The organism is Chryseobacterium sp. 1B4 (assembly GCF_036631475.1).
GTDB lineage: Bacteria > Bacteroidota > Bacteroidia > Flavobacteriales > Weeksellaceae > Chryseobacterium.
In genome coordinates this window covers 218,906-243,047 of sequence record NZ_JAPNUF010000013.1, presented here as the reverse complement: position 1 = coordinate 243,047, position 24,142 = coordinate 218,906, and the positions used below count along the sequence as shown (strand labels likewise).

25 protein-coding genes and 8 pseudogenes are annotated in these 24,142 nt (G+C 37.2%); 13 read left to right on the top strand and 20 right to left on the bottom strand.

The features are described from left to right. Positions 1-1,590: 1,590 nt before the first annotated feature. From OWR28_RS26685 to OWR28_RS26675, 3 genes are all read left to right on the top strand, one after another. Positions 1,591-1,998, top strand: a complete 408-nt coding sequence (locus tag OWR28_RS26685) for a hypothetical protein (RefSeq protein WP_332389206.1) — start codon at positions 1,591-1,593, stop codon at positions 1,996-1,998. Beyond that, the gene (locus tag OWR28_RS26680) at positions 1,953-2,297 is read left to right on the top strand and encodes a protein-glutamine glutaminase family protein (protein WP_332389219.1); all 345 of its coding nucleotides are present in this window, start codon (positions 1,953-1,955) and stop codon (positions 2,295-2,297) included. The genes OWR28_RS26685 and OWR28_RS26680 overlap by 46 nt, the downstream gene beginning before the upstream one ends. A 321-nt stretch (positions 2,298-2,618) precedes the next feature. Beyond that, positions 2,619-2,879 (top strand): hypothetical protein, encoded by a 261-nt coding sequence (locus OWR28_RS26675; RefSeq protein WP_332389205.1) that lies wholly within the window; start codon positions 2,619-2,621, stop codon positions 2,877-2,879. A gap of 55 nt (positions 2,880-2,934) precedes the next feature. On the opposite strand, the pseudogene OWR28_RS26670 reads toward OWR28_RS26675, so the two are convergent. After that, positions 2,935-3,685 (bottom strand): annotated as a pseudogene (locus OWR28_RS26670) (SDR family oxidoreductase). 286 nt (positions 3,686-3,971) lie between these two features. Here OWR28_RS26670 and OWR28_RS26665 point away from each other — a divergent pair. The 3 genes and pseudogenes from OWR28_RS26665 to OWR28_RS26655 all read left to right on the top strand — a co-directional run bounded on the left by OWR28_RS26665 (position 3,972) and on the right by OWR28_RS26655 (position 5,494). Then, positions 3,972-4,602, top strand: a pseudogene (locus OWR28_RS26665) (NAD(P)H-dependent oxidoreductase). 33 nt (positions 4,603-4,635) lie between these two features. Beyond that, positions 4,636-4,917, top strand: a complete 282-nt coding sequence (locus OWR28_RS26660; protein ID WP_332389204.1) for a MarR family transcriptional regulator — start codon at positions 4,636-4,638, stop codon at positions 4,915-4,917. A 151-nt stretch (positions 4,918-5,068) separates the two neighbouring features. Continuing rightward, complete coding sequence (locus OWR28_RS26655) at positions 5,069-5,494, top strand: organic hydroperoxide resistance protein (RefSeq protein WP_332389203.1); 426 nt, start codon at positions 5,069-5,071, stop codon at positions 5,492-5,494. Positions 5,495-5,641: 147 nt separating this feature from the next. On the opposite strand, the gene OWR28_RS26650 is transcribed toward OWR28_RS26655, so the two are convergent. The 12 genes and pseudogenes from OWR28_RS26650 to OWR28_RS26595 form a co-directional block, all read right to left on the bottom strand. Next, complete coding sequence (locus OWR28_RS26650; protein ID WP_332389202.1) at positions 5,642-6,277, bottom strand: peptide deformylase; 636 nt, start codon at positions 6,275-6,277, stop codon at positions 5,642-5,644. A 268-nt stretch (positions 6,278-6,545) separates the two neighbouring features. Beyond that, positions 6,546-7,220 carry a ChaN family lipoprotein gene (locus OWR28_RS26645; RefSeq protein ID WP_332389218.1) on the bottom strand — a complete coding sequence of 225 codons (675 nt, stop codon included), beginning with the start codon at positions 7,218-7,220 and terminating at the stop codon, positions 6,546-6,548. Further along, entirely contained in the window at positions 7,124-7,417 is a 294-nt protein-coding gene (locus OWR28_RS26640) for a hypothetical protein (protein ID WP_332389201.1), read from the bottom strand. The genes OWR28_RS26645 and OWR28_RS26640 overlap by 97 nt, the downstream gene beginning before the upstream one ends. A 120-nt stretch (positions 7,418-7,537) precedes the next feature. Next, positions 7,538-8,565: pseudogene (locus OWR28_RS26635) on the bottom strand (hemin-degrading factor). A 4-nt stretch (positions 8,566-8,569) separates the two neighbouring features. Beyond that, entirely contained in the window at positions 8,570-8,752 is a 183-nt protein-coding gene (locus OWR28_RS26630; RefSeq protein ID WP_332389200.1) for a hypothetical protein, read from the bottom strand. 65 nt (positions 8,753-8,817) lie between these two features. Beyond that, positions 8,818-9,219: a class I SAM-dependent methyltransferase gene (locus OWR28_RS26625; RefSeq protein WP_332389199.1), complete on the bottom strand. Its 402-nt coding sequence runs from the start codon at positions 9,217-9,219 to the stop codon at positions 8,818-8,820. A 2-nt stretch (positions 9,220-9,221) separates the two neighbouring features. Beyond that, positions 9,222-9,994, bottom strand: a pseudogene (locus OWR28_RS26620) (heme ABC transporter ATP-binding protein). Continuing rightward, positions 9,994-11,034 (bottom strand): iron ABC transporter permease, encoded by a 1,041-nt coding sequence (locus OWR28_RS26615; RefSeq protein ID WP_332389198.1) that lies wholly within the window; start codon positions 11,032-11,034, stop codon positions 9,994-9,996. The pseudogene OWR28_RS26620 and the gene OWR28_RS26615 overlap by 1 nt, the downstream one beginning before the upstream one ends. Next, a complete protein-coding gene (locus OWR28_RS26610; RefSeq protein ID WP_332389197.1) occupies positions 11,018-11,896 on the bottom strand; it encodes an ABC transporter substrate-binding protein in 879 nt (292 codons plus the stop codon). Before OWR28_RS26610 ends, OWR28_RS26615 begins: the two co-directional genes overlap by 17 nt. Before the next feature lie 21 nt (positions 11,897-11,917). Then, positions 11,918-12,286 carry an HmuY family protein gene (locus OWR28_RS26605; RefSeq protein ID WP_494168547.1) on the bottom strand — a complete coding sequence of 123 codons (369 nt, stop codon included), beginning with the start codon at positions 12,284-12,286 and terminating at the stop codon, positions 11,918-11,920. A 29-nt stretch (positions 12,287-12,315) separates the two neighbouring features. Further along, positions 12,316-12,918 (bottom strand): HmuY family protein, encoded by a 603-nt coding sequence (locus tag OWR28_RS26600; protein WP_332389196.1) that lies wholly within the window; start codon positions 12,916-12,918, stop codon positions 12,316-12,318. 89 nt (positions 12,919-13,007) lie between these two features. Continuing rightward, entirely contained in the window at positions 13,008-15,143 is a 2,136-nt protein-coding gene (locus OWR28_RS26595) for a TonB-dependent receptor domain-containing protein (RefSeq protein ID WP_332389195.1), read from the bottom strand. Positions 15,144-15,242: 99 nt separating this feature from the next. Between OWR28_RS26595 and OWR28_RS26590 the strand changes: the two genes are divergently transcribed. The 3 genes from OWR28_RS26590 to OWR28_RS26580 all read left to right on the top strand — a co-directional run bounded on the left by OWR28_RS26590 (position 15,243) and on the right by OWR28_RS26580 (position 17,533). Next, a complete protein-coding gene (locus OWR28_RS26590; RefSeq protein WP_332389194.1) occupies positions 15,243-16,046 on the top strand; it encodes a T9SS type A sorting domain-containing protein in 804 nt (267 codons plus the stop codon). A 195-nt stretch (positions 16,047-16,241) separates the two neighbouring features. Beyond that, positions 16,242-17,006 (top strand): HmuY family protein, encoded by a 765-nt coding sequence (locus OWR28_RS26585; RefSeq protein ID WP_332389193.1) that lies wholly within the window; start codon positions 16,242-16,244, stop codon positions 17,004-17,006. Positions 17,007-17,014: 8 nt separating this feature from the next. After that, positions 17,015-17,533, top strand: coding sequence for a T9SS type A sorting domain-containing protein (locus OWR28_RS26580; protein WP_332389192.1), 519 nt, complete (start codon positions 17,015-17,017; stop codon positions 17,531-17,533). 131 nt (positions 17,534-17,664) lie between these two features. On the opposite strand, the gene OWR28_RS26575 is transcribed toward OWR28_RS26580, so the two are convergent. The 4 genes and pseudogenes from OWR28_RS26575 to OWR28_RS26560 all read right to left on the bottom strand — a co-directional run bounded on the left by OWR28_RS26575 (position 17,665) and on the right by OWR28_RS26560 (position 19,617). Beyond that, positions 17,665-17,955 (bottom strand): putative quinol monooxygenase, encoded by a 291-nt coding sequence (locus OWR28_RS26575; protein WP_131438555.1) that lies wholly within the window; start codon positions 17,953-17,955, stop codon positions 17,665-17,667. Between the two features lie 89 nt (positions 17,956-18,044). Next, positions 18,045-18,380: a TSUP family transporter gene (locus OWR28_RS26570; RefSeq protein ID WP_332389191.1), complete on the bottom strand. Its 336-nt coding sequence runs from the start codon at positions 18,378-18,380 to the stop codon at positions 18,045-18,047. Positions 18,381-18,391: 11 nt separating this feature from the next. After that, positions 18,392-18,931 carry a sulfite exporter TauE/SafE family protein gene (locus OWR28_RS26565; RefSeq protein ID WP_332389190.1) on the bottom strand — a complete coding sequence of 180 codons (540 nt, stop codon included), beginning with the start codon at positions 18,929-18,931 and terminating at the stop codon, positions 18,392-18,394. A 279-nt stretch (positions 18,932-19,210) separates the two neighbouring features. Then, positions 19,211-19,617 (bottom strand): annotated as a pseudogene (locus OWR28_RS26560) (RrF2 family transcriptional regulator). 149 nt (positions 19,618-19,766) lie between these two features. Between OWR28_RS26560 and OWR28_RS26555 the strand changes: the two are divergent. The 4 genes and pseudogenes from OWR28_RS26555 to OWR28_RS26540 all read left to right on the top strand — a co-directional run bounded on the left by OWR28_RS26555 (position 19,767) and on the right by OWR28_RS26540 (position 22,412). After that, a pseudogene (locus OWR28_RS26555) lies at positions 19,767-20,194 on the top strand (DUF4268 domain-containing protein). Between the two features lie 108 nt (positions 20,195-20,302). Further along, complete coding sequence (locus OWR28_RS26550; RefSeq protein WP_332389189.1) at positions 20,303-20,548, top strand: hypothetical protein; 246 nt, start codon at positions 20,303-20,305, stop codon at positions 20,546-20,548. Between the two features lie 465 nt (positions 20,549-21,013). After that, a pseudogene (locus OWR28_RS26545) lies at positions 21,014-21,786 on the top strand (DUF2314 domain-containing protein). A gap of 257 nt (positions 21,787-22,043) precedes the next feature. Beyond that, entirely contained in the window at positions 22,044-22,412 is a 369-nt protein-coding gene (locus tag OWR28_RS26540; protein ID WP_332389188.1) for a helix-turn-helix domain-containing protein, read from the top strand. A gap of 66 nt (positions 22,413-22,478) precedes the next feature. Here OWR28_RS26540 and OWR28_RS26535 read toward each other — a convergent pair whose 3' ends face one another. From OWR28_RS26535 to OWR28_RS26520, 3 genes and pseudogenes are all read right to left on the bottom strand, one after another. Then, on the bottom strand, positions 22,479-22,670 hold the full coding sequence (locus OWR28_RS26535; protein ID WP_332389187.1) for a hypothetical protein: 192 nt from the start codon (positions 22,668-22,670) through the stop codon (positions 22,479-22,481). Next, positions 22,651-23,997 (bottom strand): annotated as a pseudogene (locus tag OWR28_RS27465) (Gldg family protein). The gene OWR28_RS26535 and the pseudogene OWR28_RS27465 overlap by 20 nt, the downstream one beginning before the upstream one ends. Further along, entirely contained in the window at positions 23,985-24,140 is a 156-nt protein-coding gene (locus OWR28_RS26520) for a hypothetical protein (RefSeq protein ID WP_332389185.1), read from the bottom strand. Before OWR28_RS26520 ends, OWR28_RS27465 begins: the two are co-directional and overlap by 13 nt. Positions 24,141-24,142 lie beyond the last annotated feature (2 nt).

The following is a 24,142-nucleotide window of genomic DNA, read 5'->3' as shown; positions in this document are numbered from 1 at the left end:
TTTTCTACTTTACAGAATCCTACTATTATTGAGACTCTTTTTAGATGTAATCCGTATTACATCGTTGAGAGATTCCTACGGAATGGACAAAGTATGAATAGACTTATCTTATTGAAAAACATTTGTATGTCAGGAATAAAGTATCCATTCACCTTGTCCATTCCGTAGGAATCAGTTCCTGAAATTCTATTTCAAGATTTTTCTACTTACAGAATCCTACTATTATTGAGATTGTTTTAGATGTAATTCGTATTACATCGTTGAGATTCCTACGGAATGAACAAAGTATAAACAGCTTATCTTATTGAAAAACATTTGTATGTCAGGAATAAATTATCCATCCACCTTGTCCATTCCGTAGGAAGCCAGTTCCTGAAATTCTATTTCAAGATTTTTTCTACTTTTACAGAATTCTACTATTATTGAGACTGTTTTTAGTAATCCGTATTACATCGTTGAGATTCCTACGGAATGGACAAAGTATGAATAGACTTATCTTATTGAAAAACATTTGTATGTCAGGAATAAAGTATCCACCCACCTTGTCCATTCCGTAGGAAGCCAGTTCCTGAAATTCTATTTCAAGATTTTTCTACTTTTACAGAATTCTACTATTATTGAGACTGTTTTTAGATGTAATCCGTATTACATCGTTGAGATTCCTACGGAATGGACAAAGTATAAACAGCTTATCTTATTGAAAAACATTTGTATGTCAGGAATAAAGTATCCATCCACCTTGTCCATTCCGTAGGAATCCAGTTCCTGAAATTCTATTTCAAGATTTTTCTACTTACAGAATCCTACTATTATTGAGACTGTTTTTAGATGTAATCCGTATTACATCGTTGAGATTCCTACAGAATGGAAAAGTATAAACAGCTTATCTTATTGAAAAACATTTGTATGTCAGGAATAAATCATCCACCCATCTTGCCCATTCCGTAGGATCCAGTTCCTGAAATTCTATTTCAAGATTTTTCTACTTACAGAATCCTACTATTATTGAGACTGTTTTTAGATGTAATCCGTATTACATCGTTGAGATTCCTACGGAATGGACAAAGTATAAACAGCTTATCTTATTGAAAAACATTTGTATGTCAGGAATAAATCATCCACCCATCTTGCCCATTCTAGGATCCAGTTCCTGAAATTCTATTTCAAGATTTTTCTACTTTTACAGAATTCTACTATTATTGAGACTGTTTTTAGTAATCCGTATTACATTGTTGAGATTCCTACGGAATGGACAAAGTATAAACAGCTTATCTTATTGAAAAACATTTGTATGTCAGGAATAAAGTATCCACCCACCTTGTCCATTCCGTAGGAAGCCAGTTCCTGAAATTCTATTTCAAGATTTTTCTACTTACAGAATCCTACTATTATTGAGACTCTTTTTAGATGTAATCCGTATTACATCGTTGAGATTCTTACGGAATGAACAAAGTATAAATACAGCATTATGTATTTTTTTCAAAAAAATTCTTGCATATATTTTAATTTTCATTACTTTTAATATCACAAATAAGTGAACTATTACAATTAAAAAGTTCACTGAAAACTAACCACCAAAATATAAAAACTATGAAAAAATTTCTGTTATCCATGATGGCATTCGTGACTATCCTGTCATTCAATGCCTGCTCAGATTCAAATGCCAACCAGGATCCGAATCTTGTCGCTAAGGAATCTAATGAAATTGCTATGAAAGATTTCGGCAAGACTGTTCCGGTAGGGATTGAAAAAGAAGATGGAAAGTTTAAAATCTCATTTATGGTTACTGCCCAGCCGTATGAAATTGCGGACAGTAAAGAAAATGCAGGCTATATTTCCATGATCAGACAGGCTGTTGAGAATGAAACTCCTGTTCATGTTTTCCTTAAAGCCAATACCAATAAAATTGCAAAAGTAGAAAAAGCAACAGATGATGACATCCGTTATTTCAAATCGGTATTCAACAAAGAAGAAAGAGGGAAAGCAGTAAGGCTGTAAGCGTAATTCCTAATCTTGCAACGTTAAACAGCCTTTTTGCTCAGATTAAAAACCAGGCTTGCGGAACTTCTACCGCCTCTTCACCATGTATCACTTTCAGATATCCTGTAGACGGATGCTATGCAAGAGCACACAAAATGAGACAAATACTATTGAATGCCGGCTACGACTGTGAAAAGCAGTTTGTATATGGTAATCTGAGAGCTTCTACAGGAACATGCTGCGTATCCTGGGTATACCACGTGGCGATATTGGTAAGCTTCAAAAATGCTTCCGGAATTGTTGAAAAAGAATCATAGATCCTTCATTATTCTCCAGCGGACCGGTAACTGATTCTGCATGGAGAGCTGCATGTACCAACACAAGCTGCGGATCTGCTTCAGTATCTTCTTATGCCAATACTGCAGGAAATGTATACTACAGAAGTCCGTCAGGTTCATTGCTGTATGACAACAACTATGTGAATACCAACTGTGTACTGAATATATTCTCATCCCTTTCAGGATGTTCTCCTTCCCCTGCACCAAGTGTAGCAAGCTGTGGATTTTAACTAATTTATATAGAGCTCCTGCAATTATTTTGATACATTGCAGGAGCTTTTTATTTAATACTTTTTCATTATGAAAGCCTGGTCCTATTTATTATTACTTTTTATTATGATTGCATCCTGCTCCGGTAATTCCGGTTCACAGAATTTAACCTGGTATAATAATGCCACTATTTCAGATATCACCGAAGATCCGGACAAACCCAATGAAATGGTACGTGTCGCGATTGGAATCAGTGCTCAGGTATTTTATCTTTCCAAAAATCGCCGGATTATAAAGCTCTTATGGAAAAAGCAACCCAAAGCTTTAAGAAAAGTAAGGCTTATAATATAGGTATTGAAAACAAAACCAATATCATCAGAGAAATTAAAGATATTCAATAATCGTATTATCTGATTACAGAAATACCTGCATCTACTTTTACTTCCGCTCCGTGGATATACGACGCCTCCTCCGAAGCCAGAAACAGTACTACATTAGCTATTTCGGAAGGTTCGCCCTGCCTTTTAAAAGGAATCGTGGGAATGATATCTTCAATAGCACTTTCAATCTGCTCGCCGGTTAAACCAGTATTGTTAAAAATATTGGTTTTGATATGTCCGGGGCTCACTCCATTGACACGAATACCGCGTTCTGTAAGTTCTACTGCAAACGTTTTGATAAATGACTGCACCGCAGATTTTGCTGCAGAATACACCGAAAAATTAGGCATGGCAATATCCGTTGCCACTGAAGTATTGAAAATAACGGAGCTGCCGCTTTTCATTAAAGGCAATACCTGCTGTACCGTAAAAACGGCCCTTTTACCAGCATATTAAATAATTCATCAAACTGATTTTCATCTACATATTCCACACGAGCAAATCTTCCATATCCTGCATTGGCAAAATCAGATCAATCTGTTCCGTATATTTTCTGATTTCGTACTGCAGGTTCATAAGGTCTTTCATATTTCCGGCATTGGAAACAATTCCAAAAGCCCTTTCTCCAAGTTTGTCTAAAGCTTTATTCACCGTTTCTTCACTTCTTCCGGTGATGATCACTGATCCTCCTTCATCAATAAATTTCTGAGCGGCAGCCAGCCCCATCCCGTTCGTTCCGCCCGTAATTAATGCGGTTTTGTTTTTAAATCTCTGCATTGTTTTTAATTTAAAATTCTATGGCAAAGATTGGAATAGTGGTTGTTTTATAAAATCCGAATCGTGTGGAATTGAGTGAAAAGGCAAATAATGCAACTCCTGTTTGCGATTTAGCTCTTTTACTTTTTGCCATTTAAAGTTCATCAATAATTGCCATCAATAAAATCACTCAAAATTAAATTGTACACAATTAAATTGATTATATATTTGTACTGTTAATTCAGCTGAACATAAAAGCTGAAATTTAAAAATCAACAAGTAGTTTAATTTAAAAACAAAAAGAAAAATGTCATTAATAGAAGATCTGAACTGGAGACATGCTGTAAAAGCTTATGATCCAACCAAAAAGTTTCACAGGAAGACCTTAACACTATTTTAGAAGCTGCGAGACTGGCGCCTACTTCATCGGGATTACAACCTTTCCGCATTATTGTAGTTGAAAGCCAGGAACTGAAAGAAAAAATGGTAGCCGGAGCTTTAAACCCTGAAGTAATGAGAGATTCTTCTCACGTTTTGGTGTTTGCTGCATGGGACAGCTATTCCAATGAAAAAATTGACAAAGTTTACGATTATCATACTGACGTAAGAGATCTTCCAAGAGGCCGTTTCGGAAGCTATACTGATAAGATCAAAGAAATATATGGTGCACAGACTCCTGAAGAGCATTTTGCACATACTGCCCGCCAGACTTATATTGCATTAGGGATTGCCCTTGCTCAGGCTGCAGAACTTAAAATCGACAGTACTCCGGCAGAAGGATTCAGCAATGATGTTGTGGATGAAGTACTGGGACTAAGAGAACTGGGATTAAAAGTGTAAGTCTTTTATATCTCGGATACCGTGATGAAGCTAATGACTGGCTTTCCACTATGAAAAAAGTCAGAATTCCAATGGATGAATTTATCATAAAAAAATAATACCTTCATCTAATCTTTCGTACTCAAAAAATTATGGAAAATCCGAAAACACCCAAACTGGAAAACCATATCTGCTTTCCACTATACGTAATCGCCAAAGAGATTACGGGACTTTACCGTCCCTTTCTTGATGAACTGGGCATTACTTACCCACAGTATCTTGTTATGATGATATTATGGGATGGAGACGGACTTACAGTAAGCCATATCGGGGATAAGCTGTTTCTGGACAGCGGTACTCTGACGCCTCTTCTTAAAAGGCTTGAGTCTAAAGGATTTATTACCCGAAAAAGGAAAAAGAGGATGAAAGAGTAGTTGAAGTATTTTTAGACGAAGCGGGCAGGCAGCTTCAGCAGAAAGCTTGTGAAATTCCGGGGAAAATTCAGGAAAAACTGGGAATACAACCGGAAGAACTGCTGCACCTTAAAGACACGGTACTAAAAATATTAAACAAAATAGAAAATAAATGAAAACGTTATATACAACACAGGTCACTGCTAAAGGAGGCAGAAACGGCCATGTAAAGAGTGCAAACGGAGTATTGGATCTTGATGTAAGAATGCCGAAAGCTTTAGGAGGAGCCAATGATGATTTCACCAACCCGGAAATGCTGTTTGCAGCAGGATATTCTGCATGTTTCGACAGTGCTCTGAACAGAGTGATCAGTCTTTCTAAAGTAAAAACCGGGGAAACAACGGTAACAGCAATGGTGAGTATAGGACAGCTTGAGAATGGCGGTTTTGGGCTGGCAGCTGAACTTGATGTCAATATTCCAGGTGTTTCTCTTGAAGAAGCACAGGTTTTGACAGAAAAAGCACACCAGATCTGTCCTTATTCCAATGCGACAAGAAATAATATGGAGGTGAAGCTTTCTGTGACCAACAACGATTAATCCAATTTTTTTAAGCATAGTTATAACGAAAGGAGCTGTTTCCAGTGAAACAGCTCCTTTTTATTTTTAGTTTCCCACAGATTTCCCAGATGGGCACAGATGATTACGGATATTTTTGGGCGTAAGAATTTCATTCATCATTCATCATTACCTTCTCTCTTTATTTAGATCGCTTTTCTGATAGGCATCTACTTTTTTATAGGAATCATTCTTCTCTTTTTCTTTTTTATCGGAAATCAGGATGCCGAAAAGATGGTCGATTTCATGCTGGAAAATAACGGCTGTAAAACCTTCTACAATTTCTGAATATTTCTGCCCTTTCAGATCGACATATTCCAGCTGAATAACTTTACTTCTGTAAAACTGGTCTCTGAAGTCGGGAATAGAAAGATCGCCCTCGGGACCAAGATTCTGCAGATCGGAACGCCAGACAATTACCGGATTGATAAAGTATTCCAGCGGAGTTCCTTCTTTATCGAAACGCTGTACCCAGATGATCTTTCTGTTGATGCCTACCTGTGGAGCTGCAATTCCTACTCCTCCGTCTGTCGACAGAAGAGATTCTTTCATCCTTTTTACCAGAACTGCGGTATTGGGATCAAGAGGATCTGCTTCTGAAGAAATGCTCAGCAGTGTTTTATGCTGATTGGAATCTGTGGTCTGATAAATCGGTAAGGCTGTATTCACATCTCCCTGATTAATTATGGAAAGTTCATGGGAAGTAAGTTTCTGAGCGTTGAGAAATCCAATAAAAAAGATCAGCAGGATGGGTGGTTTCTTCATGTTTTTTGAATGTGATAACAAAGGTATAAATTGTAGAATAAAAATTAAACGCTATTCAATAATTATGTTTGGGCTAAAGCCATCGGAATTTGGTTTAAAAAATAAAACGGGCTGAAGCCCGTTTCTATTGAATTCAATGTAAGTAATTGATTTTTGTCATTCTGAAAGGAATGCAAGGGAGTGAAGAATCTTAAAATTAATTAACAGTGAGATTCTCCCTTCGTCATAAATGGAAGATTCGACGTAGGCAATGACACTTTTGTAAAAATTAAAAAGTCTTGGTCATATCAGCAGGAATAATAAGATTAAAATCTGTCGGGATATACTCTTTAGCTGGCACTTTCAGATCAGGATCTTCTGATTCAAAAACAGAGATGACGGCCATTTTCAGGTTAGGATTTTTTTGTTTGATATACCAATAGATACCTCCAAATTCTTTGCTGTGATAGTTTCCGTTATAATGGACAAATGTTTTTCCGGACTGAACGTTTTCAAGGATAGATTCAGCCATCGTTGCGTCTTTTGTAGCCTGGGCTGAAATAAAATTCATTACTTTGGTTCCTTCCGCATGGTCACCCATCATCTTTTTCATTTCCGGATATCCCGGAGTATCGAGGGTAACTTTGATAGGCAGTTGCGCAATGTAAGTTTTCTCTTTTTCGCTTAATGTATTTAAAGATGCAAGACCTTCTTTGGCAGTTTGAGAGGCATATCTTCTTGGGATATTGGTGGCAATAAATTTCAGCCTTTTATCTTTGGCAAAATCCACCAAAGGTTTATAATCTGTTGAATAGTTGTTCCATAAACGGGCGGAATCTTTTAATGTTTTGGCATCAAATTTCCCATTTAAATACTGATCCAGCTGTGCCTGGTTATCTCTTTCAAACATCTCTGCTCCCAGGATAAGCTGGCCGTTCTTTTTAGCAAACAGAGCTTCTGTAATTTTAAGCTGAAGCCAGTGATTGATAGAACTGTTATGGTTTTCACCAAAAAGACCACATCATAATCCGCCAGTTCTTTCACCAGTTTTTTCGTCTTTACTTCTTTTCCTTTTTTATCATAAAACTGATACGCCTTAAAGTCCTGACCCTTCAAAGAACAGAAACCGACTATCAGTATCGCTATGAAAATATTTTTCATTTTGTTTTTATAATTTAATTACAAATTACACAAATATTCTGGCACTTACAGATCGTTTGTCATAAAAAAGACCGCTTTGAATCTTACAAACAAAACGGTCTCATTCAAATTATCTAATTATTACTTTTCTAAAGCTGCTACAAGATCCTTCCATTCCTGCAGCTCAGGAATTCCGGGTTTTCTCTTTCAAAGAACTGGACGATAAAATCACCTTCTTTGTTGAATACTTCGATAGCGGTTACTTCTCCGTCCTCAGTTGGTTTTTTAACGATCCAGGCTTCTGCAATTTTTGTTACATCAAGGTGCAGGTTGAAATCCGGATCCATTACGTTGAACCACTGCTGGTGCCAAAGTGTTTTGTTTACATTTCCTGTGTGGATCTGAATAATTCCTCTGTTTCCAACGAAAACCATGATCGGAACGTTCTTTTCAGAAGCGTCTTCAAGGATATTCACCACTTGGGCATTATCTATTTTCTTTGCAAATCCTTCCGGAGCCAGTCTTAAGGCCTGCGTTCTGCTTACTCCGTATTTTCTGGTCATCATGAAGAAGTCATGGGTGTCTTTCAGTTCTTTCCAAGCCTTTTTAAAGCCTTCCACATCAATTTCCGAATCTGCTTTTTCAGCCTGCTTTGGAGCTACTGCTTCAAATACAAAAGCCTGGTTCTGATCTTCAGCCTTGAATTTTTCAACCAAAGCACCGAAAGTTTCTTCGTTACTGTTTTTTGTCAGATAGATCTTATGAAGGGCCAATCCGTCTTTTCCAAAAAACTGAAGGCTTTTCTTATCTCCTTCCACTACTGCAAAAGCAAACTTCCAGTGGTTAAGGAAAATTCTGAGATCGATATCTTCTCCCACAAAAAGCTGTGCATGCGGACTGCTGAAATCTCCGTTCAGATATGTCCCTTTTCTTTCATGAACACACTCATCGTTACGGGTGAGTGCCATTACTTTTCCAAGCTGTCCGGCTTCCGTAAGGATTCCCTGGAAATCCGGGTTCAGCACCGTTACGCCTTCTCCTATGCCTGTCACTAATAATTCAGCTTCACTTACTCCCAGCTGTGTGGCTGCATTTCTTATTCTGATATGTGGATTTTCTGCTTTCAGAGCTTCCCATTTTTCCTTTAAATCATTAACTAATGTGCTCATTACTTTACTTTTTTATGGTTAAAATTGTATAAATTCTTCGTATGGTTTCGTTTCCTGTTTTACTTTTTATTTCTTCTTCTTTTTCAGAGGTTTTCATTCTTTTAAAATGACTTTTGGAGATCAGTTCTTCCATTTCACTGTTGCTGTACAAGGTGAAGTCATATTCTGTAAACGGCAGTTTTTCCATGAATTCTTTTTGCCCGAATGTTAGAACGAATGTTCCGTCATCTTTTAAAACCCTGTAGATCTCGTTTAAAAATCCACTGGGTTTTCCCAGAAATACACGGTGTTGACGGTAACTATTTTATCGAAAATGCCATCCTGAAAAGGAAGCTTTTTTCCTTCATATAAAACAAATTCTGCCTGCCTTTCAAATTCTTTATTGAGCTTTTTGGCTTCATTGTGCATGGTTTCAGAAATGTCAATTCCTGTATACCTGAGGTTTTTGGCAAGATTCATTATACTTTTAAGGTGTCCGGCATTTCCATGTCCTATTTCAAGGATTTGCTGGCCGTCATCTATCGAAAGTGCTCTGATACTTTCTAACGTCATACTGATGTTAGTGGCATTCATCATTTCACCAATCTCGATGCCTTTTTCTCCCCGGGGATTGGCAAGATTCTGTGCGAGGTTTTTGAGTTCTTCTTTTTCCATGGTTATCCAAAAATGATCATTGGGTTATTCGTAATAGGATGGCCGCAGATGGTACAAGGAAAGTTGTAGGCTTTACTGATATTTTCTGCCGTAAAAACTTCCTGTGGGGTTCCATACGCGGAAACTTTTCCTGATTTCATTAATAAAATCTTGTCAGCAAATTGAGCGGCAAGGTTCAGATCATGCAAAACAACAATGGCACTGTTGGCTTTTTTGTAAACTTTCTGATGATTTCCAGCGCTTTATACTGATGTTTTATATCCAGGTTATTCAGAGGCTCATCCAGAAAAACCAGTTTATGGGTAATGTCGTTCTGTAATTGCGCCATTACTCTTGAAAGATGTACCCGTTGTTTTTCACCTCCTGACAAAGAATTATAGTCTCTGTCTTTCAAATGGAAAATGTCGGTTTCATACAGCATATTATTCATTGCTTCAAGATCCTCTTTTCCAGGCTGTGCTTCAAAATAAGGATATCTGCCCATCATAACGACATCTTTTACATCAAGCGGAATATCATTGCTGTTGTGCTGTGAAAATTTTGCCTTATGCTTTGAAAGCTCCTTCACGTTCCATTCCTGAATAGGCTTATTTTTAAATAATACTTTCTGCTTTCCGGATTTCACTTCATCTGCCAGTACACTCAGAAGGCTTGACTTCCCTGCTCCGTTCGGACCTACAATGGCTAAAAATTCGCCATATTCCAGGGAGACATCTACCCCATCCAGGATACGGAATTCTTTATGTTTATAATTAATCTGGTGTGCCTTGATCATTACAGTGATTTTTTAAATTTAACCAAAATAGCAATAAAGATAGGTCCTCCCATCAGCGCGGTCAGGATTCCGATCGGAAGTTCGGACGGTGCTACAATACTTCTGCTGAATGTATCTGCCGTCAGCAGCAAGATACTTCCACACATCGCTGATAAAGGCAGGATAAAGGTATTATCGGATTTGAATAAAAGCCTTAAAATATAAGGTACAATCAATCCTACAAAACCAATAGTTCCTGAAAATGCTACGCATGTCCCCACCATTAAAGCCACTGTGATAATGATCTGTTTTTTCAGCTTCTCCACATTGATTCCAAGGTGCTGTGCATCTTTTTCTCCCAACATCATGGCATTCAGAGCTTTTCCTTTGGGTAATAAAATGATGTAAGCTATAATCATGACCACGGCCAGAATAATATTCTTTGTCCATGTGGCAGCAGCCAGGCTTCCCAGATTCCAGAAGGTTAAATCTCTGAGCTGTTCGTCTTTTGAAATATAGATCAGGAATCCGGTAATTGAGAAACCGATTGCTGTTATTGCCACTCCGGTAAGCAGCATCATCACTACATTTGTCTTTCCTCCGCTTGTTGAAATTTTATACACCAGCATCATGGATAAAAAAGATCCTGCGAAAGCTGAGATTCCCACCAGCGAAAACTGTACAGCTTCAGGAAGATATGCTTTGAAATGTCCTCCCAAAACAATCGCAATGGCCGCCAGCAGTGTTGCTCCTGATGTAAGGCCAATCAAATCTCCGGTTGCTAACGGATTTTTAAAAAGTCCCTGAAGGCTCGTCCCCGAAACGGAAAGCATTCCTCCAATTAAAATGGCCATAACGATTCTGGCTGCTCTTACGTCCCAGATCACATATTGATCACTCAGCGATAAACCGGGCTCTCCTTTTATAAATTGCCACAGGATCATGAACGGGGAATTCCCTCCGAAATCATAAACTCCGGTATTAAGTGACAGTACTGCTATCATAATAAGCAGTACTGCACTTATGATAAGATAAAAGTATAGTTTACTTTGTGTTTTCAATTAAAAGTTTATTTAATGCTACTGCTGCTTCTCCCAGTCTAGGTCCGAAACCTGATACTAAACCTCCGTCCATTGCGATGATCTTCTTATTTTTACCGGCATTCGTTTGTGATACTCCCGGCATTTTAAGGGCTCCTTCATTTCCTCCGGCACCCTGCAAACCAGTTTCGAAGAAGAATAATACATCAGGGTTGGCTTTTACAACGGCTTCAGGTGTCAATGGTTTGAAATCCTCAAAATCCGTTACGGCATTTTCTCCGCCTGCAAGAGTGATCAGTGAAGCCATGGGTGTATCTTTACCGCTCACCATCAGCATATTTCCTCTGGCGTAGATGAACAGTACTTTTGGTTTTTTAGCAATGGGCTGTACCTGTTTCAGATCAGCATCAATTTTGTCGTTTAATTTCTGGTAATCTGTATTTCCGATCGCTTTTGCTACCTGTTCGATCAGTTTTTTAGTTCCCTCTACAGAGTATTCCTGTTTGAAAACTTCAGTCTGAATCCCTGACGATTTGATTTTTCCCATTAGTTCCGGGTTGATATCTTTATCAGAAGCCAGAATTAAAGTAGGGTTTACAGCCATGATCGGTTCAATCGTCATTGATCTCATATGGCCCAAGTCTTTTGCAGTAGCTTTTAATGAAGCCGGATAGGTACTGGTAACATCGGTACCTACGATTTCTTTTTCGTGCCCCAAAGCAGCTACGATTTCAGTAATCCCACCATTTAATGTTACTATTTTATTATTGGTTTTTGGTGCTTCAGAAGCAGCTTCTGTAGTATTTTCTTTTGCTCCTGCTTCTGCCTTTTTGCAGGAATATACTGCTACAAGAACAGAAGCTGCAAGGATGAATTTTTTCATGATATACTATTATTTGATTATTTATAAAGGTTTGTATTCAAATTGAGGTCTTCCACGTTCTCCTGCCGTGTTTGTTATTCTTGTAAATCTTAATTTAAAATAATACCCTTCGGCATCTTTGATCACATAAAAGCGGTCACCATATACTTCAAGCCCATTGGTACCTACAGGATTTCTCCAGTTTCCCCCAATCACTCTTTGGTCACTATAAATAAATTTGGAAGGATCAATATCTGAAGTTTTGAAGTTATTGTATGCTTCTACTCCTGATCCTGAAGCTACTTTCACTTCATAGGCACCTACTCCACCTACATTGTTTGAAAGCACAAAATCAGCATAGATGTAACTTCCCGCTCCGGCAATCAGATTGGTAAATACGGTGAAGCACAGATCCCATTTCTTTTTTTCCGGCTGTATTGTTACCTCACTATTTTTTCCAGACTTACAAAATTGTAGTTGTAGGCTGTGTTTTTGGTAATGGTTAATTCTTTATGCTCTGTGGCATTCAGTTCAGCATATTTTATTTTGTAGTTGGCGCCCGATCTTACCACCTGAACTTTCATCCAGCCTCTGCTATCACCTCCTGTAGTTACTGATCCTGTAGGAACATTTCCTGTAAAGATCTTTCTTCCCATATTAACAAGATAAATACCATTTTGGGAATCATCAGCTTTGATTTCTTCTATTGCGGTATTGCCTGTAGGGAAATTACCTTTTACATCATCAATATAGGCTTCATTGGCAGGATTGAAGTTAGCTACCTGAACCTGCTCTTTTAATGCAGTAACACTTGCATCTGTAACCAAATCTATATTGGTTGCATTAGGTATCTTACCTGCCGCCATCATGATAGACGAATTCAAAACTACTTTAAATGAAGTCCCTGTATAGAATGCAAAATCCCAATCTGTTCTTTTGGTTGCAACTTCTGTATTGGTACCTAAATCAATCCAAACCTGGTTGGGCTGTGTGGCTCCCCCTACATTTGGATTAACAACAGCTCCATCGGATGGTGCTACCATAACAGCATCTTCATTATCATTAATACAAGATTGAGATATAAAGAAGCTCCTATTAAAAGGGAAAATAGTATTTTTTCATTTTTAATCCTTTAAAAATTATAATTTAATCTGGCAAAATAACTTCTGCCATAGAATAGATTCTGTTGATCTGCAGCAGCATTGTGGCTGTTTCCTGCCTGTATTGTATTTCTGACAGAGGTAACGTCAAAAATATTTTTAACCCCTACACTGATTTCAAAATGATTTTTAAAGAAAGGCTGACTTACTGTGAAGTTCATCATATTATAATCACCAATTTCTCCCAGCACATATTGTCCCGGATCTTTTGGATCCTGCAGGTTTGTCTTATGGGTATATCGTTTCTGAGCTCCTGTATATTTGTAATAAAGAGCAAATAAGGTTTTCGTATAAGGTAGTGTATAGTTGGCTGCCAGATTGGCTTCAGCATAAAAATTGTAATCATCCGGTGAAGTAATATTTCCGGTATTAAGAACTTGGGAAACTCCCATTACTGAAACACCTGCATTCAAAGAAAGATCCCCTTTTCTTACATTTATCCCTCCTCCGAACAATAGAGACTTATAATTGTCAACATTTAAATAGGTAATTTGTAGAGGACTGTTGTTCACAATTACACTTTCAATTCTGTTTTTTACATCTAAAAACATTCCTGAAGCACTGAAATTAAATTTCCAGCCGTTTGAATTAGCCGTTGCATAATCCCAGAATAAAGATGTTGAATATCCCGTTTCAGGTTTCAGATTTTCATTCCCTCTGATATCATGGTTATTATCTACTACAAAAGTGTATAATTCATCGTAGGTAGGAAACCTGTTTGCAGAACCGAATACCAAACGGATGTCAGATTTTGCAGTAGTTTTAAACCTTAAGGTCGTTGAATAGTTATACTGAGAGTCGAATTTATCACTCAAAGCCAGTCTTACACCAGGACGTAGGGAAAACCAATTGTTTACATTCCATTCTGCGGATAAGAAATTAGCATAATTGAATATGGAACGCTGAATATCCTTTCCGTTATTATTGCTTTCAAATGTGCTTGCGCCAGCAAAACCTTTTGTTCTGTCCAACTCATATCCTAACTGAAAATTGATTTTATCACTGTTCAAAAAGTTACTGAACATCCCTCTGGAATAAAATACGTCAGATTTATAGAAAGTCAGACTTTCATCTCTTGACAATTCCTGTCTGCTCGGAACATCGTAAGTATAGTGTTGTGACTTCCTTTCCTGTGTCTGATAAGAGAAATCTCCGTTGTAATTGATTCTTCCTATTTTAGTCTGGATATTAAATTGATGAATCCATCTTTTAGTATCATAATCAATATCTTGTGCTGTATAAGTTCTGTTACCTCCTCCCAGGTAAAGCTCACTTACTAACGGGTTGTAATAATTGATTTTTTCGGAAAGGAAATTCATTTTATAGTAAAAACTCGTATTATTTTTACTGTAGCGTATCACACCATTGGTTGTGATCTGATCTTTAGGCTGCCAGTCATAACCACGCTGTCCGTCATTGCTTTCACTAAAGTATTTATATCCCTGAAGATTTCCTTTATAACCCTGAAAATCATTATGATTAATATCTGCAGAAACAGACCAGTTGTCATTTATTTTATATCCAACATTCAATGATTGGATATGTCGGCCATTTCCTTTTTTAAACCAGTCATAATCTTTATTAACTGTTTCTTCCTGCAAGGAAGCCAGAATCGAAACTTTTTTGCTATAGCTTTTCTTGGTAATAATATTAATCACACCAGCTAAGGCATTATTACCATATTCTACACCCATGGAACCTTTTACTACCTCAATACGTTCGATATTATTAACGTTAATCTTGGTAAGATCTACAAGATTTCCCATCCCTTCATCACTTACAACAGGAATATTGTCAATAAGAATTTTGGTGTAAGCCCCACTCAATCCCATAATATTGGCACTGGAATTTCCTGAGCCTCTGTTCGGTTCTATTAAAATATTCAGATTTTGATTTAAAACTTCGGCAACATTGGTAACAGCCATATTTTTGATTTGCTGTGCATCAATCACCTCTACCTTGTATATTGATTTATTGATTGACTGTTGCATATACTGACCAGTTATAACAACTTCATCAATGTTATTTTTATTCAGAGAATCTTTTTGTTGTGCGTTCATCCAAAAAGTAATGGACAGTGACAAAACGGTAATCACTTTCTTCTTCATAACTATTGAGAAAAATTTTCAGCAAATATAAAACTTTATTTAGACTCATTAAAAATAATTATATATTTTTGTGTAATAATTCTAAATAAAAATAAAGTTATGATACTAAGATTACTTATTGGAGGTTTAATGCTTACAGCGGTTGGTATGAATGCACAGATGAATAGCATTAATGAAAACTTTGATTCTTTTGCGAATGCTGGCGATGGATCTCTACCTCAGAATGGATGGACAACACAGATTTCAGTTACAGATGCCAGCGTAGCACCAAGACTATCAGTGGAAGCTCCCGGAGCTGCAGACAAATACATCCAGGCCTACTCTCTGTTCTCACCGAATACACCCTTTTATTTAGTATCTCCTCAGATAGCTGCTCCAACCGGAGGCCAGACATTATCTATTACAACATTAAGAATTGGAGGAGCTCCGGGTTCTGGAAGTGTTGAAATGGGTCTTGTAGCAAGTCCTACTGACATGTCCACTTTTACTTCATTAGGAAGCCCTGTTCCGATGACGAATGGTACAGCTGTAGTGACAACTGTAAATGTACCTGCTTCAGCATATCAATACATTGCATTTAAATTTTCGGCAACAGCAAACCACCAGGCTTTGAGATTAGACAATGTCGTTCTTACTCCTGCAGGCTCATTAGGCGTTAATGACGCTTCAAAGTCAACAGAAAATATAAAGTTTATAACGACTTCAGATAATACAGCATTGCAGTTTATCAGCAAAAAAGATCCTAAGAATATCCAGATTTATTCTGCAGCAGGTCAAAAAGCAGCTGAAGGAAAACTGAACGGGCAAAGATTTGATATCAGCGCACTTCATACTGGAGTGTATTTCATGAATATTGAAACTGCAGAAGGAAAATTGATCCAATCAAAATTCATCAAGAAATAAAGTTTATTAGACTATTATTTGCCTTTATTAAAGCCGGTAGGACTGTTCTTACCGGCTTTTCTATGTTCTGATTTTAGCATTTTCCGGTGTGATTAAAAATAAAAACACGATAAAAATCATGTTTTTATTTAGACTGATTAAAAATAATTATATATTTTTGTGGAATCATTCTAAATAAGGATTTAAAAATAAATTATGAAAACAAAACTATTATTGGCTTCAGTACTCGCATTGTCTGTTCAGCAGACTATTTTGGCGCAGACTGACGCGTTGGGATATTCACAGGTCAATATGACCATGGGGAGCGGATATCAAAACCGTGTGTTTGTGAACCTTGCAGATGGTAATATGGTTTCTCAGCCAGCCAATACCTGGGATATTGCTTTTTATAGAAACTCAAACTACGCATTCGGATCAAGAGTAAATGATGCTAAAGATATTGAAGTATTCACCGCATCAACCAATCTAGCCGACTGGGATAATATTAATATCAGCAACGAATCTTCATGGGGAGCACCTCTTTATAATCCGGATCAGACTACTGACTGGAGCCAGGGAGCTTTCGAACAGGGCCCGGTGACTTCTCCAAACCCCAATATCCCATCAACAGGATGGGGTGTTTACAACCCGGTGAATCACCATATTCAGGGGAAAGCAATTTTTGTTTTAAAATATGCTTCAGGAACCTATATTAAATTCGCTATTGAAGATGCGTTTGCCGGATATACCTTCAGATATTCAAAGTGGAACGGAACAGCATGGGGAGCTACCGAAACAAGGACTATTGCCAACGGAACAGATGATTCTTATTTCAATTATTTCTCCTTCGATACCGGGGAAAAAGTTCCGAACCTGGAACCATCCAGAACTGCATGGGATTTTGTATTCACTAAGTATTACACATTCTATATGGGAGTGCAGATGTATCCCTTTCCGGTGCTATCCAAAGCCCGAATATAAAAGTAGCAATGGTACAGCCTGAAACCCAGCAAACAGCAGCCGGTTCTATTCCTGCCAGTACAAGTTTCTCATCAGCGATTACAACAGTAGGACATTCATGGAAAGGGATCGGGACCGTAAAAAATGATGTTGTATACTACGTCAAAAAAGGAAATGACTACTACAGAATGTACTTCACGACCAATGGTGGAGCAAGTACAGGAAACATGTATTTCAAATACAAGAAGATTACTGAAACATTAGGCATTACCGAAGTTGGGAAAAAAGCATCTTTCGGTTTGTATCCTAACCCTGCAACAGCTGATAAAAAAGTAACGGTTCTTTTTGATGTTAAAGAAAAAGCAGGCAGCAAAGGGAATGCAGAGGTTTATGATCTTACCGGCAAAAAGGTCTATTCTGCGGAACTTACCAACCAGGCAGGTTTCTATAAGCAGGAACTGAACCTTTCTACCCTTACTTCAGGAAATTACCTGATAAAAATTACTTACGGAGGCCACTCGGAGACGAAAAAGCTTATCGTAAAATAAATATTTTATTGTAATACTTTCTATTTTTCTAATAAAAAGGCGGTTTCAGAGTATTGAAGCCGCCTTTTATTCTTTATTGAAGTTGAGAAAAATCTTTAAGTTTTTAAATTCTTAAATCTTTAAATGTTCAATTAATATATTTTAAATCCTTTATAAACCTCTGCAGAACTCTCCATGATTTTGGAAGCATCTTTACGGAAATCCAACAGATGGTCCTGGCCATTATGCCTGTTGTGGTGCTCAACACTTTCCCAAAGCTCGATCAGGAAAAAAGTGCCTTTATTATCTTTATCTTCAATCAGGTCATACTGCAGACAGCCTTCTTCTTTTCTTGTTTCTTTCACAAGCTTCTGAAACAGCTCTACGGCATCCATCAGATAGTTTTCATTAAACTTAAAAAGTGCAATGATATGTAAATTCATGTTCTAATATTTAGTGATGTAAAAGTAAAGTATTTTCAAAATCAAATATCTTTTTGCCCCTTTTATTTTTCCACACCGAACATATTTTTTTAATTAAAAACTGATTTATAAATAGTTATGGAACTCATCACAATGACCAAAGTTCCGATAATTACAAACATTTTCTTTACAGGAAGCTTAGCGGTAAGCATTGCTGAGAAAGGCGCAGTAACAATTCCTCCGATCAAAAGGCCAAGAATGATATTCCAATGCTGAATTCCCAGGGTAAAGAAAAAGGTAACGGCTGCGGTGATGGTAAGGATAAATTTGGCTACAGTAGAACTTCCTACAGCAAATCTTGGAGTAAATGCATTTTTGATCAGTGTTCCGGTTACCAAAGGCCCCCAGCCTCCTCCTGCAAAGGAATCTATAAAGCCGCCTATCACACCCAGCCTGATCAGATTGGTTTTCTTTTCAGGGCTTTACTTTGTTTTTCTTTAAATGCATTTGATAAAATCTGAAAACCGAGATATAAAGTATAAAAAGCGATCAGTGTTTTGGTGATCTTCGCGTAATATTCTCCAAGATAAGTAAGACATACCGCACCGATAATTGCCCCGATTACAGCCGGAACAGCCAGCTTTTTCACCAGGTTCTTACTTACATTTTTCAATTTAATATGACTGAGGCTTCCTGCAGCAGTGGTAAAACTTTCTGCCGAATGAATACTTGCACTTACAATATGCGGCGGAATATTCAGAAGCATCAGCGTTGTGGTACAGATTACCCCATATCCCATTCCCATTGATCCGGCAACAATCTCTGCAAAAACGCCCACCAATAGCATCCAGTAAAAAATATAATTATCTTTTGCCAGGATTGCCTGCAGCTCTTCCAGATATCCCAGTTCATACATTGAAAAAACAACAATGGAAACAAGAGCTGCGGTTACCAAAAGAACATTAAGCCTTATCTGAATTTTTCTCGAAATTACCATATCAAAAAGCTGTTTTTGGCCAGTACTCTTTTATGATCATTGCCATTGACAATAAAGGCATTAAACGATTGTGTGTCATCACTATTTCCAGGCCGGATTTTTTTCAGATACAATATATGCAGCAGCCCAATGGACTGTAATACGAGAAGGAGTGATCTTTTGTATTTGGTTTTCCTCTTCTTTTGAAATCATAGTTTATTCATTTGAAGTAGTGCAAATATCTGATAAAATATTTATCCTACAAAACAAGTAGACTATTAATTCAAAAAAAGGATCAGGTTAGTCAACCAGATCCATTAAAGTTTTACTTTCCAGAATATTCAGGGATGCATCACGAACCTCTATCAGTACATCATGAAGTCCGCAGTGGTCTTCATTGCAGTCTTCACATTTTTCATAGAAATTAAGACTTACACAGGGAAGCATGGCAATAGGACCGTTTACCAGACGAATAATTTTTGCCAGTTTCACATTTTCAGGCTTTTCTTTGAAGAAGTATCCTCCACCCTTTCCTTTTTACTGTCAAGGATATCCGCTTTTTTCAGTTCAAGAAGGATATTTTCCAAAAACTTTAAAGGAATCTTTTTATGTTCCGCAATTTCAGAAATAAGAATCGGGCCTTCATTTCTTTTTTCTACAAGATATGAAAGCGCCTTAAACGCATATTGAGATTTTTTTGAAAGCATTACAGCAAAAATAAGAAAATTGTTTAATATTTGAAAAGAGAGAAAAGTGAAACTGTAAATGAGCAAAAGATAATTTTTTTCATCCGTAATTTTACGGTTTTATATACCACATTTTTGCCTTTCTGCCATTAAATCATTATGTTTGCCATATGTTCAGTAAACAAGAGGCACAGCAATTAAAAAGGAATTTTGGACAGCTTTCGGAAAGTCATTTCCCAGAAAATGGATTCTTTATGATACCAAAATCAAGGACATGGCATTTAAATTTTCAGCCGACAATAAAAAAGCAGAAGTTTCTCTGGATATCGAAATGAAAGATGAAATTTTCAGAAATGCTTATTATGAGAAAATCTGGTCTCTGGAAGATATTTTAAAAGATTTCGTTGGAGATTTTCAGAAGGAAGAATATTTTACCCTTGAAAATGGCAAAGTGATCAGCAGGATATGGGTTGAAAAACATAGCGTTTCCATTTTTAATAAAAATACATGGCAGGAAATTTTTGAATTCTTTGTAGACAAAATGGATGGCTTTGAACGGTTTTACTATGAATATGAGGATTTTATAAAGGATATATAGAATACTTACGAAATAAATACTATTATGCTTCAGATTAAGATAAAAAAGAAAACTTATCTTTGCTACACCACTTAAACTAATAGATGAAACAAAATAACATGATTAAAAATGAGAAAAGTGTACAAAAACATTTTTGGAGAGGTCATTTCCAAAAGTAAAGCTGTGAAGCTAAGCGAATATCATCTGTATTATTATGAAGAAGGTACCGATTTCCTGAAAGAAATTGAATTTATTAATGAAGACAGTGTTTACAACATCAATTATTTTTTAAGTGACGAAGAGGACGAAGCGCAGGTCGTGGATTATCTTAAAGAAAAATCTGACTTTTTTGATATTGAAAAAAGAAACCACTGACAGCTTTATTATTTCTACCAATAAATTGTATTCCTTATCTGTAGACGACCTCCCTTTAATTTCTAAAACCGTTTTCAAAAAGATGACCCCGAAAATTTCATCTGTTCACAGGTCATCGATAATGAAACCCACGAACCGCAACTCGAAAGAACTATAAAATGCTGGTACACCAACGACAAAAACGGTGAAAAATATGCAGCGATAGAATGCAGCTATCAGGAAGACGGGAAACTTGAGCTGGCTGTAGATAAAACCCTGATCCCGATCATGAAGAAAACTGGGTTCATTATGATTATGATACTTTCCAGGATCTTCAGGCACAAATACCCATTGACATCAGCTATTACAAAACAGCCGCCTTACTTCCCAAAGAGGCCTATCAACAATAATCTTTAACACCTATCTCATAGTAAAATTATTAAATGGAAGACAATCCTATTTTTTGCAGACGGAAATGATCCGCAAATGATTGAAGCTTACAAAAAAGCACAGGAAACTTTTAAGTATTTCTGGCGCGAACAATCCTGGGAATACAGAAGAATTATTCCGGGGCTTACCGTATCATGTGTTAAAACTGCTTTTGAAGAGCAGGATGAAGAAACCGGAGAAAGCCTGGTGGAACATATGTGGATCAATGAAATATTTTTGACGGGGATCATGTAAGAGGATATCTTATTAATGAGCCTAACAGCCTTAAAAACGTACAGGTTGGTGATTATGTTGAAATTCCTTTAGAGAACATCACTGACTGGCTTTTTGCCATCACCCCGGGTGTACAGAAACCTAAAGGACTTTCCAGGCTGTTTTCATCTTCCTCAACCCCGCTTCCAAAAGCTTACGGAGGATTTACCATTCAGAAAATGCGTGCTGATATGTCCGATGCGGAAAGAAAAGAACATGATAATGCCTGGCAGCTTGATTTCGGAGATTTCAACGATATACTTTTGGTCAATAACCAGAAAGAAAATCCGGAAAATCTGATTGAGCATCCCATGAGTAAAAATATGAAGGAGGAATTTGCAAAGTTCTTACAGCAATATCCGGATGAGCTTACACAAGCTGATGAATACGGCCTGACACTTCTTCACAAAGAAACGATTGCAGGAAACTTAACCACTGTGCAGATAGCTTTGGAAGCAGGAGCTGATAAAAATATCCGGTCTAAAAAAGGAAAAACAGCCCTTGATTATGCAAAACAGCTGAAATGGGAACATCTTATTCCGGTATTGGAAGGTTAAAATAATAGAGAGAAGTGTGTGCTTCTCTTTTTTATTTAACGTAAGCTGTAAATGTTTTATACTATCTTTTAATCTTACGCAAATTTCCCAGATAACGCAGATTTTAAGATAGAAATATCTTTAACAGATAAGAAGAAAAATGATGTTTTTTATAGGATTTGAAATGTACCGGAGAAGGAGCAGAGCTTTTTCAATAAGCAGGTTTAAATTTCACTTTTTAATTATATTTGTAGAAAGACACAAATATAAAAGTCGTTATGGAAAAGCTAAGAAATCTAAGAAAACAAAGAGGCTATACACAAGAATATATGTCTAATATCATATCCACAGATGTCTCCAATTATTCCCGAAAAGAGAATGATGAAGTCAGAATATATGATGATGAATGGGAAAAACTTGCTAAAGCGCTTGATGTTCCTGTAGAAGAGATCAAAGAGGAAAGAAAAACAGCTATTGTCCATAATAATCATGACAATACGACTTTTAATGATAATGCAGGCAGCTATTTCAACAACTTCCACAGTATTCCGGATTCTATTGTAGAAAATTTACAGAGCTATATTAAAATTTTGGAAGAACAGGTGGAAGCTTTGAAGGAAGAGAATAAAAAGTTGAAGTCCAGATAGATTTTTTATTATTACGTCAATATAAACAAAGCTCCCGGCAGAGAAATCTTCCGGGAGCTTTATATTTTATCCAAATTTCTTTTTCCTTAACCAGAAGAACAGTCCTCCCAGAAGGCCGATAATAGCCAGTGGAAGCAATAAGTTCAGCCACTGCCATTTGGATTTCTCTTCAGTAATTCTTTGTCTGTCAAGAAGTCTTTCTTCGATGTTTCTGTTTCTCAGTTCCATCAGGTTGCTGTCATCCAGCAGATAATCCAAAGCATTTCAGGAACTGCTCGTTTCCGAATTGTTCGTTCGTCAACAGATCTACCCCCAGTGGAAGCGGTTTTCCTTTGATCACTTTGTTTCTTCCTACATCTCCGTCTGCAATCACGATCATTTTATTATCCGGACTTGATGTTTTGAATCCCGGGTAAGACTTTCTTTCAATTCTTGATGCATACGCAGAGTTGAATTTCCCTTCCAATGCTACAGCGAAAATCTTCGGAGTACTTGGCTTTTCCATTTGTCCAAGACTGTCTACACTAGCAATTTCTTTCAGATCCACATAGTTTGGAACCTGTTTTAACAATGTTCTTTCACTGGACTCAAAAAGAACTTTTGTTTTGATATTTTTTCTTCCTCCCAATGTATCGATTGAAGTAGGGAATTCAAACTTTACAGGGTTAATATTTTTGGTAACCGGATTATTGTTTTCAGCAATTCCCAGAGGATAATAAGGCCATGGCAGGCTTGTGTACTGAGGATTTCCGCTTACTTCTCCTGTAACGAGTCTTAATAATGCAAATTTTTTAACGTCTTTTACCAAGGCAGGATTGATTCTTACCCCGTAATTGAAAAGAAGTCAGTCATATTGATATCGATCGGGAAAGGCATTACTTTTGGATCTTGTTAAGGTATCCATTTCAGCATTTACGGCATCAATCATCCAAAGTGTTTTCCCGCCATTCATGATGTACTGGTCAAGAATTACTTTTTCATTATCTGTAAAAGCTTTTCTCGGTTTTGCAATTACCAGGGCGCTCATCTGTTTCAATAAAGGAACATCTTCCAGTGAAAGCTCAGTCTGATTTTTAGGAATAATAGGCCCTGCATCATAATTTTCCATCGCCAGCTGCACAAACCCCTGGAATTCATCCGGATTCAATTCATCATGGTTGACCAAAATCCCGATTTTTTTCCTTTTGGCTGCTGCAATATTTTTAATATTGGAAACAAGGTTATATTCCAGGCCTTCAATAGATCTTGTTAGCTGCTCATCGGCATCAATTCCTGCCTGCTGAACCACTAACGGAATAGAAACACCGTCATTTCCGTGTTTGATCACAGCATAAGGGAAAAGCGTGATCTGTGAGATCTTTCCGTCTTTCACATCGGGAAGAATTGACGGCTGCATTCCCATGGCCATCAGGGTATCCTGAGACATTTTGGTTTTAATCGGATCGATAAATTTAAAATCAATCTTCGGATTAATCTTTCTGAACTCTTCCAGCATGAATTTCGTTTCGCTCTGGAGCTGTTTGAAACTTGCCGGAAAATCTCCTTCCAGATACACTTCTACGGTAAGAGGCTTTACAGACTCCAGTACTTTGATGGTGTTATCGGAAAGTGTATATCTTTTTCTTTTGTTAAGTCTAACCTGATCCCCGAATACGTAAGGATAATAACCAAAGGAACAATTACAATTAAGAAAATTCCCAGAGGAGATTGAGCATTGAACTTCTTCATGA

What these genes read in the sequence shown, in the direction of transcription:
- OWR28_RS26685 (WP_332389206.1), top strand. Translation starts at nt 1,591, where the DNA reads ATGAAAAAATTTCTGTTATCCATGATGGCATTCGTGACTATCCTGTCA.
- OWR28_RS26675 (WP_332389205.1), top strand. Translation starts at nt 2,619, where the DNA reads ATGAAAGCCTGGTCCTATTTATTATTACTTTTTATTATGATTGCATCC.
- OWR28_RS26660 (WP_332389204.1), top strand. Translation starts at nt 4,636, where the DNA reads ATGGAAAATCCGAAAACACCCAAACTGGAAAACCATATCTGCTTTCCA.
- OWR28_RS26655 (WP_332389203.1), top strand. Translation starts at nt 5,069, where the DNA reads ATGAAAACGTTATATACAACACAGGTCACTGCTAAAGGAGGCAGAAAC.
- OWR28_RS26650 (WP_332389202.1), bottom strand. Translation starts at nt 6,277, where the DNA reads ATGAAGAAACCACCCATCCTGCTGATCTTTTTTATTGGATTTCTCAAC.
- OWR28_RS26640 (WP_332389201.1), bottom strand. Translation starts at nt 7,417, where the DNA reads ATGAAAAATATTTTCATAGCGATACTGATAGTCGGTTTCTGTTCTTTG.
- OWR28_RS26630 (WP_332389200.1), bottom strand. Translation starts at nt 8,752, where the DNA reads ATGGAAAAACTGCCGTTTACAGAATATGACTTCACCTTGTACAGCAAC.
- OWR28_RS26625 (WP_332389199.1), bottom strand. Translation starts at nt 9,219, where the DNA reads ATGGAAAAAGAAGAACTCAAAAACCTCGCACAGAATCTTGCCAATCCC.
- OWR28_RS26610 (WP_332389197.1), bottom strand. Translation starts at nt 11,896, where the DNA reads ATGAAAAAATTCATCCTTGCAGCTTCTGTTCTTGTAGCAGTATATTCC.
- OWR28_RS26600 (WP_332389196.1), bottom strand. Translation starts at nt 12,918, where the DNA reads ATGGTAGCACCATCCGATGGAGCTGTTGTTAATCCAAATGTAGGGGGA.
- OWR28_RS26595 (WP_332389195.1), bottom strand. Translation starts at nt 15,143, where the DNA reads ATGAAGAAGAAAGTGATTACCGTTTTGTCACTGTCCATTACTTTTTGG.
- OWR28_RS26590 (WP_332389194.1), top strand. Translation starts at nt 15,243, where the DNA reads ATGATACTAAGATTACTTATTGGAGGTTTAATGCTTACAGCGGTTGGT.
- OWR28_RS26585 (WP_332389193.1), top strand. Translation starts at nt 16,242, where the DNA reads ATGAAAACAAAACTATTATTGGCTTCAGTACTCGCATTGTCTGTTCAG.
- OWR28_RS26580 (WP_332389192.1), top strand. Translation starts at nt 17,015, where the DNA reads ATGGTACAGCCTGAAACCCAGCAAACAGCAGCCGGTTCTATTCCTGCC.
- OWR28_RS26575 (WP_131438555.1), bottom strand. Translation starts at nt 17,955, where the DNA reads ATGAATTTACATATCATTGCACTTTTTAAGTTTAATGAAAACTATCTG.
- OWR28_RS26565 (WP_332389190.1), bottom strand. Translation starts at nt 18,931, where the DNA reads ATGGTAATTTCGAGAAAAATTCAGATAAGGCTTAATGTTCTTTTGGTA.
- OWR28_RS26550 (WP_332389189.1), top strand. Translation starts at nt 20,303, where the DNA reads ATGAGAAAAGTGTACAAAAACATTTTTGGAGAGGTCATTTCCAAAAGT.
- OWR28_RS26540 (WP_332389188.1), top strand. Translation starts at nt 22,044, where the DNA reads ATGGAAAAGCTAAGAAATCTAAGAAAACAAAGAGGCTATACACAAGAA.
- OWR28_RS26520 (WP_332389185.1), bottom strand. Translation starts at nt 24,140, where the DNA reads ATGAAGAAGTTCAATGCTCAATCTCCTCTGGGAATTTTCTTAATTGTA.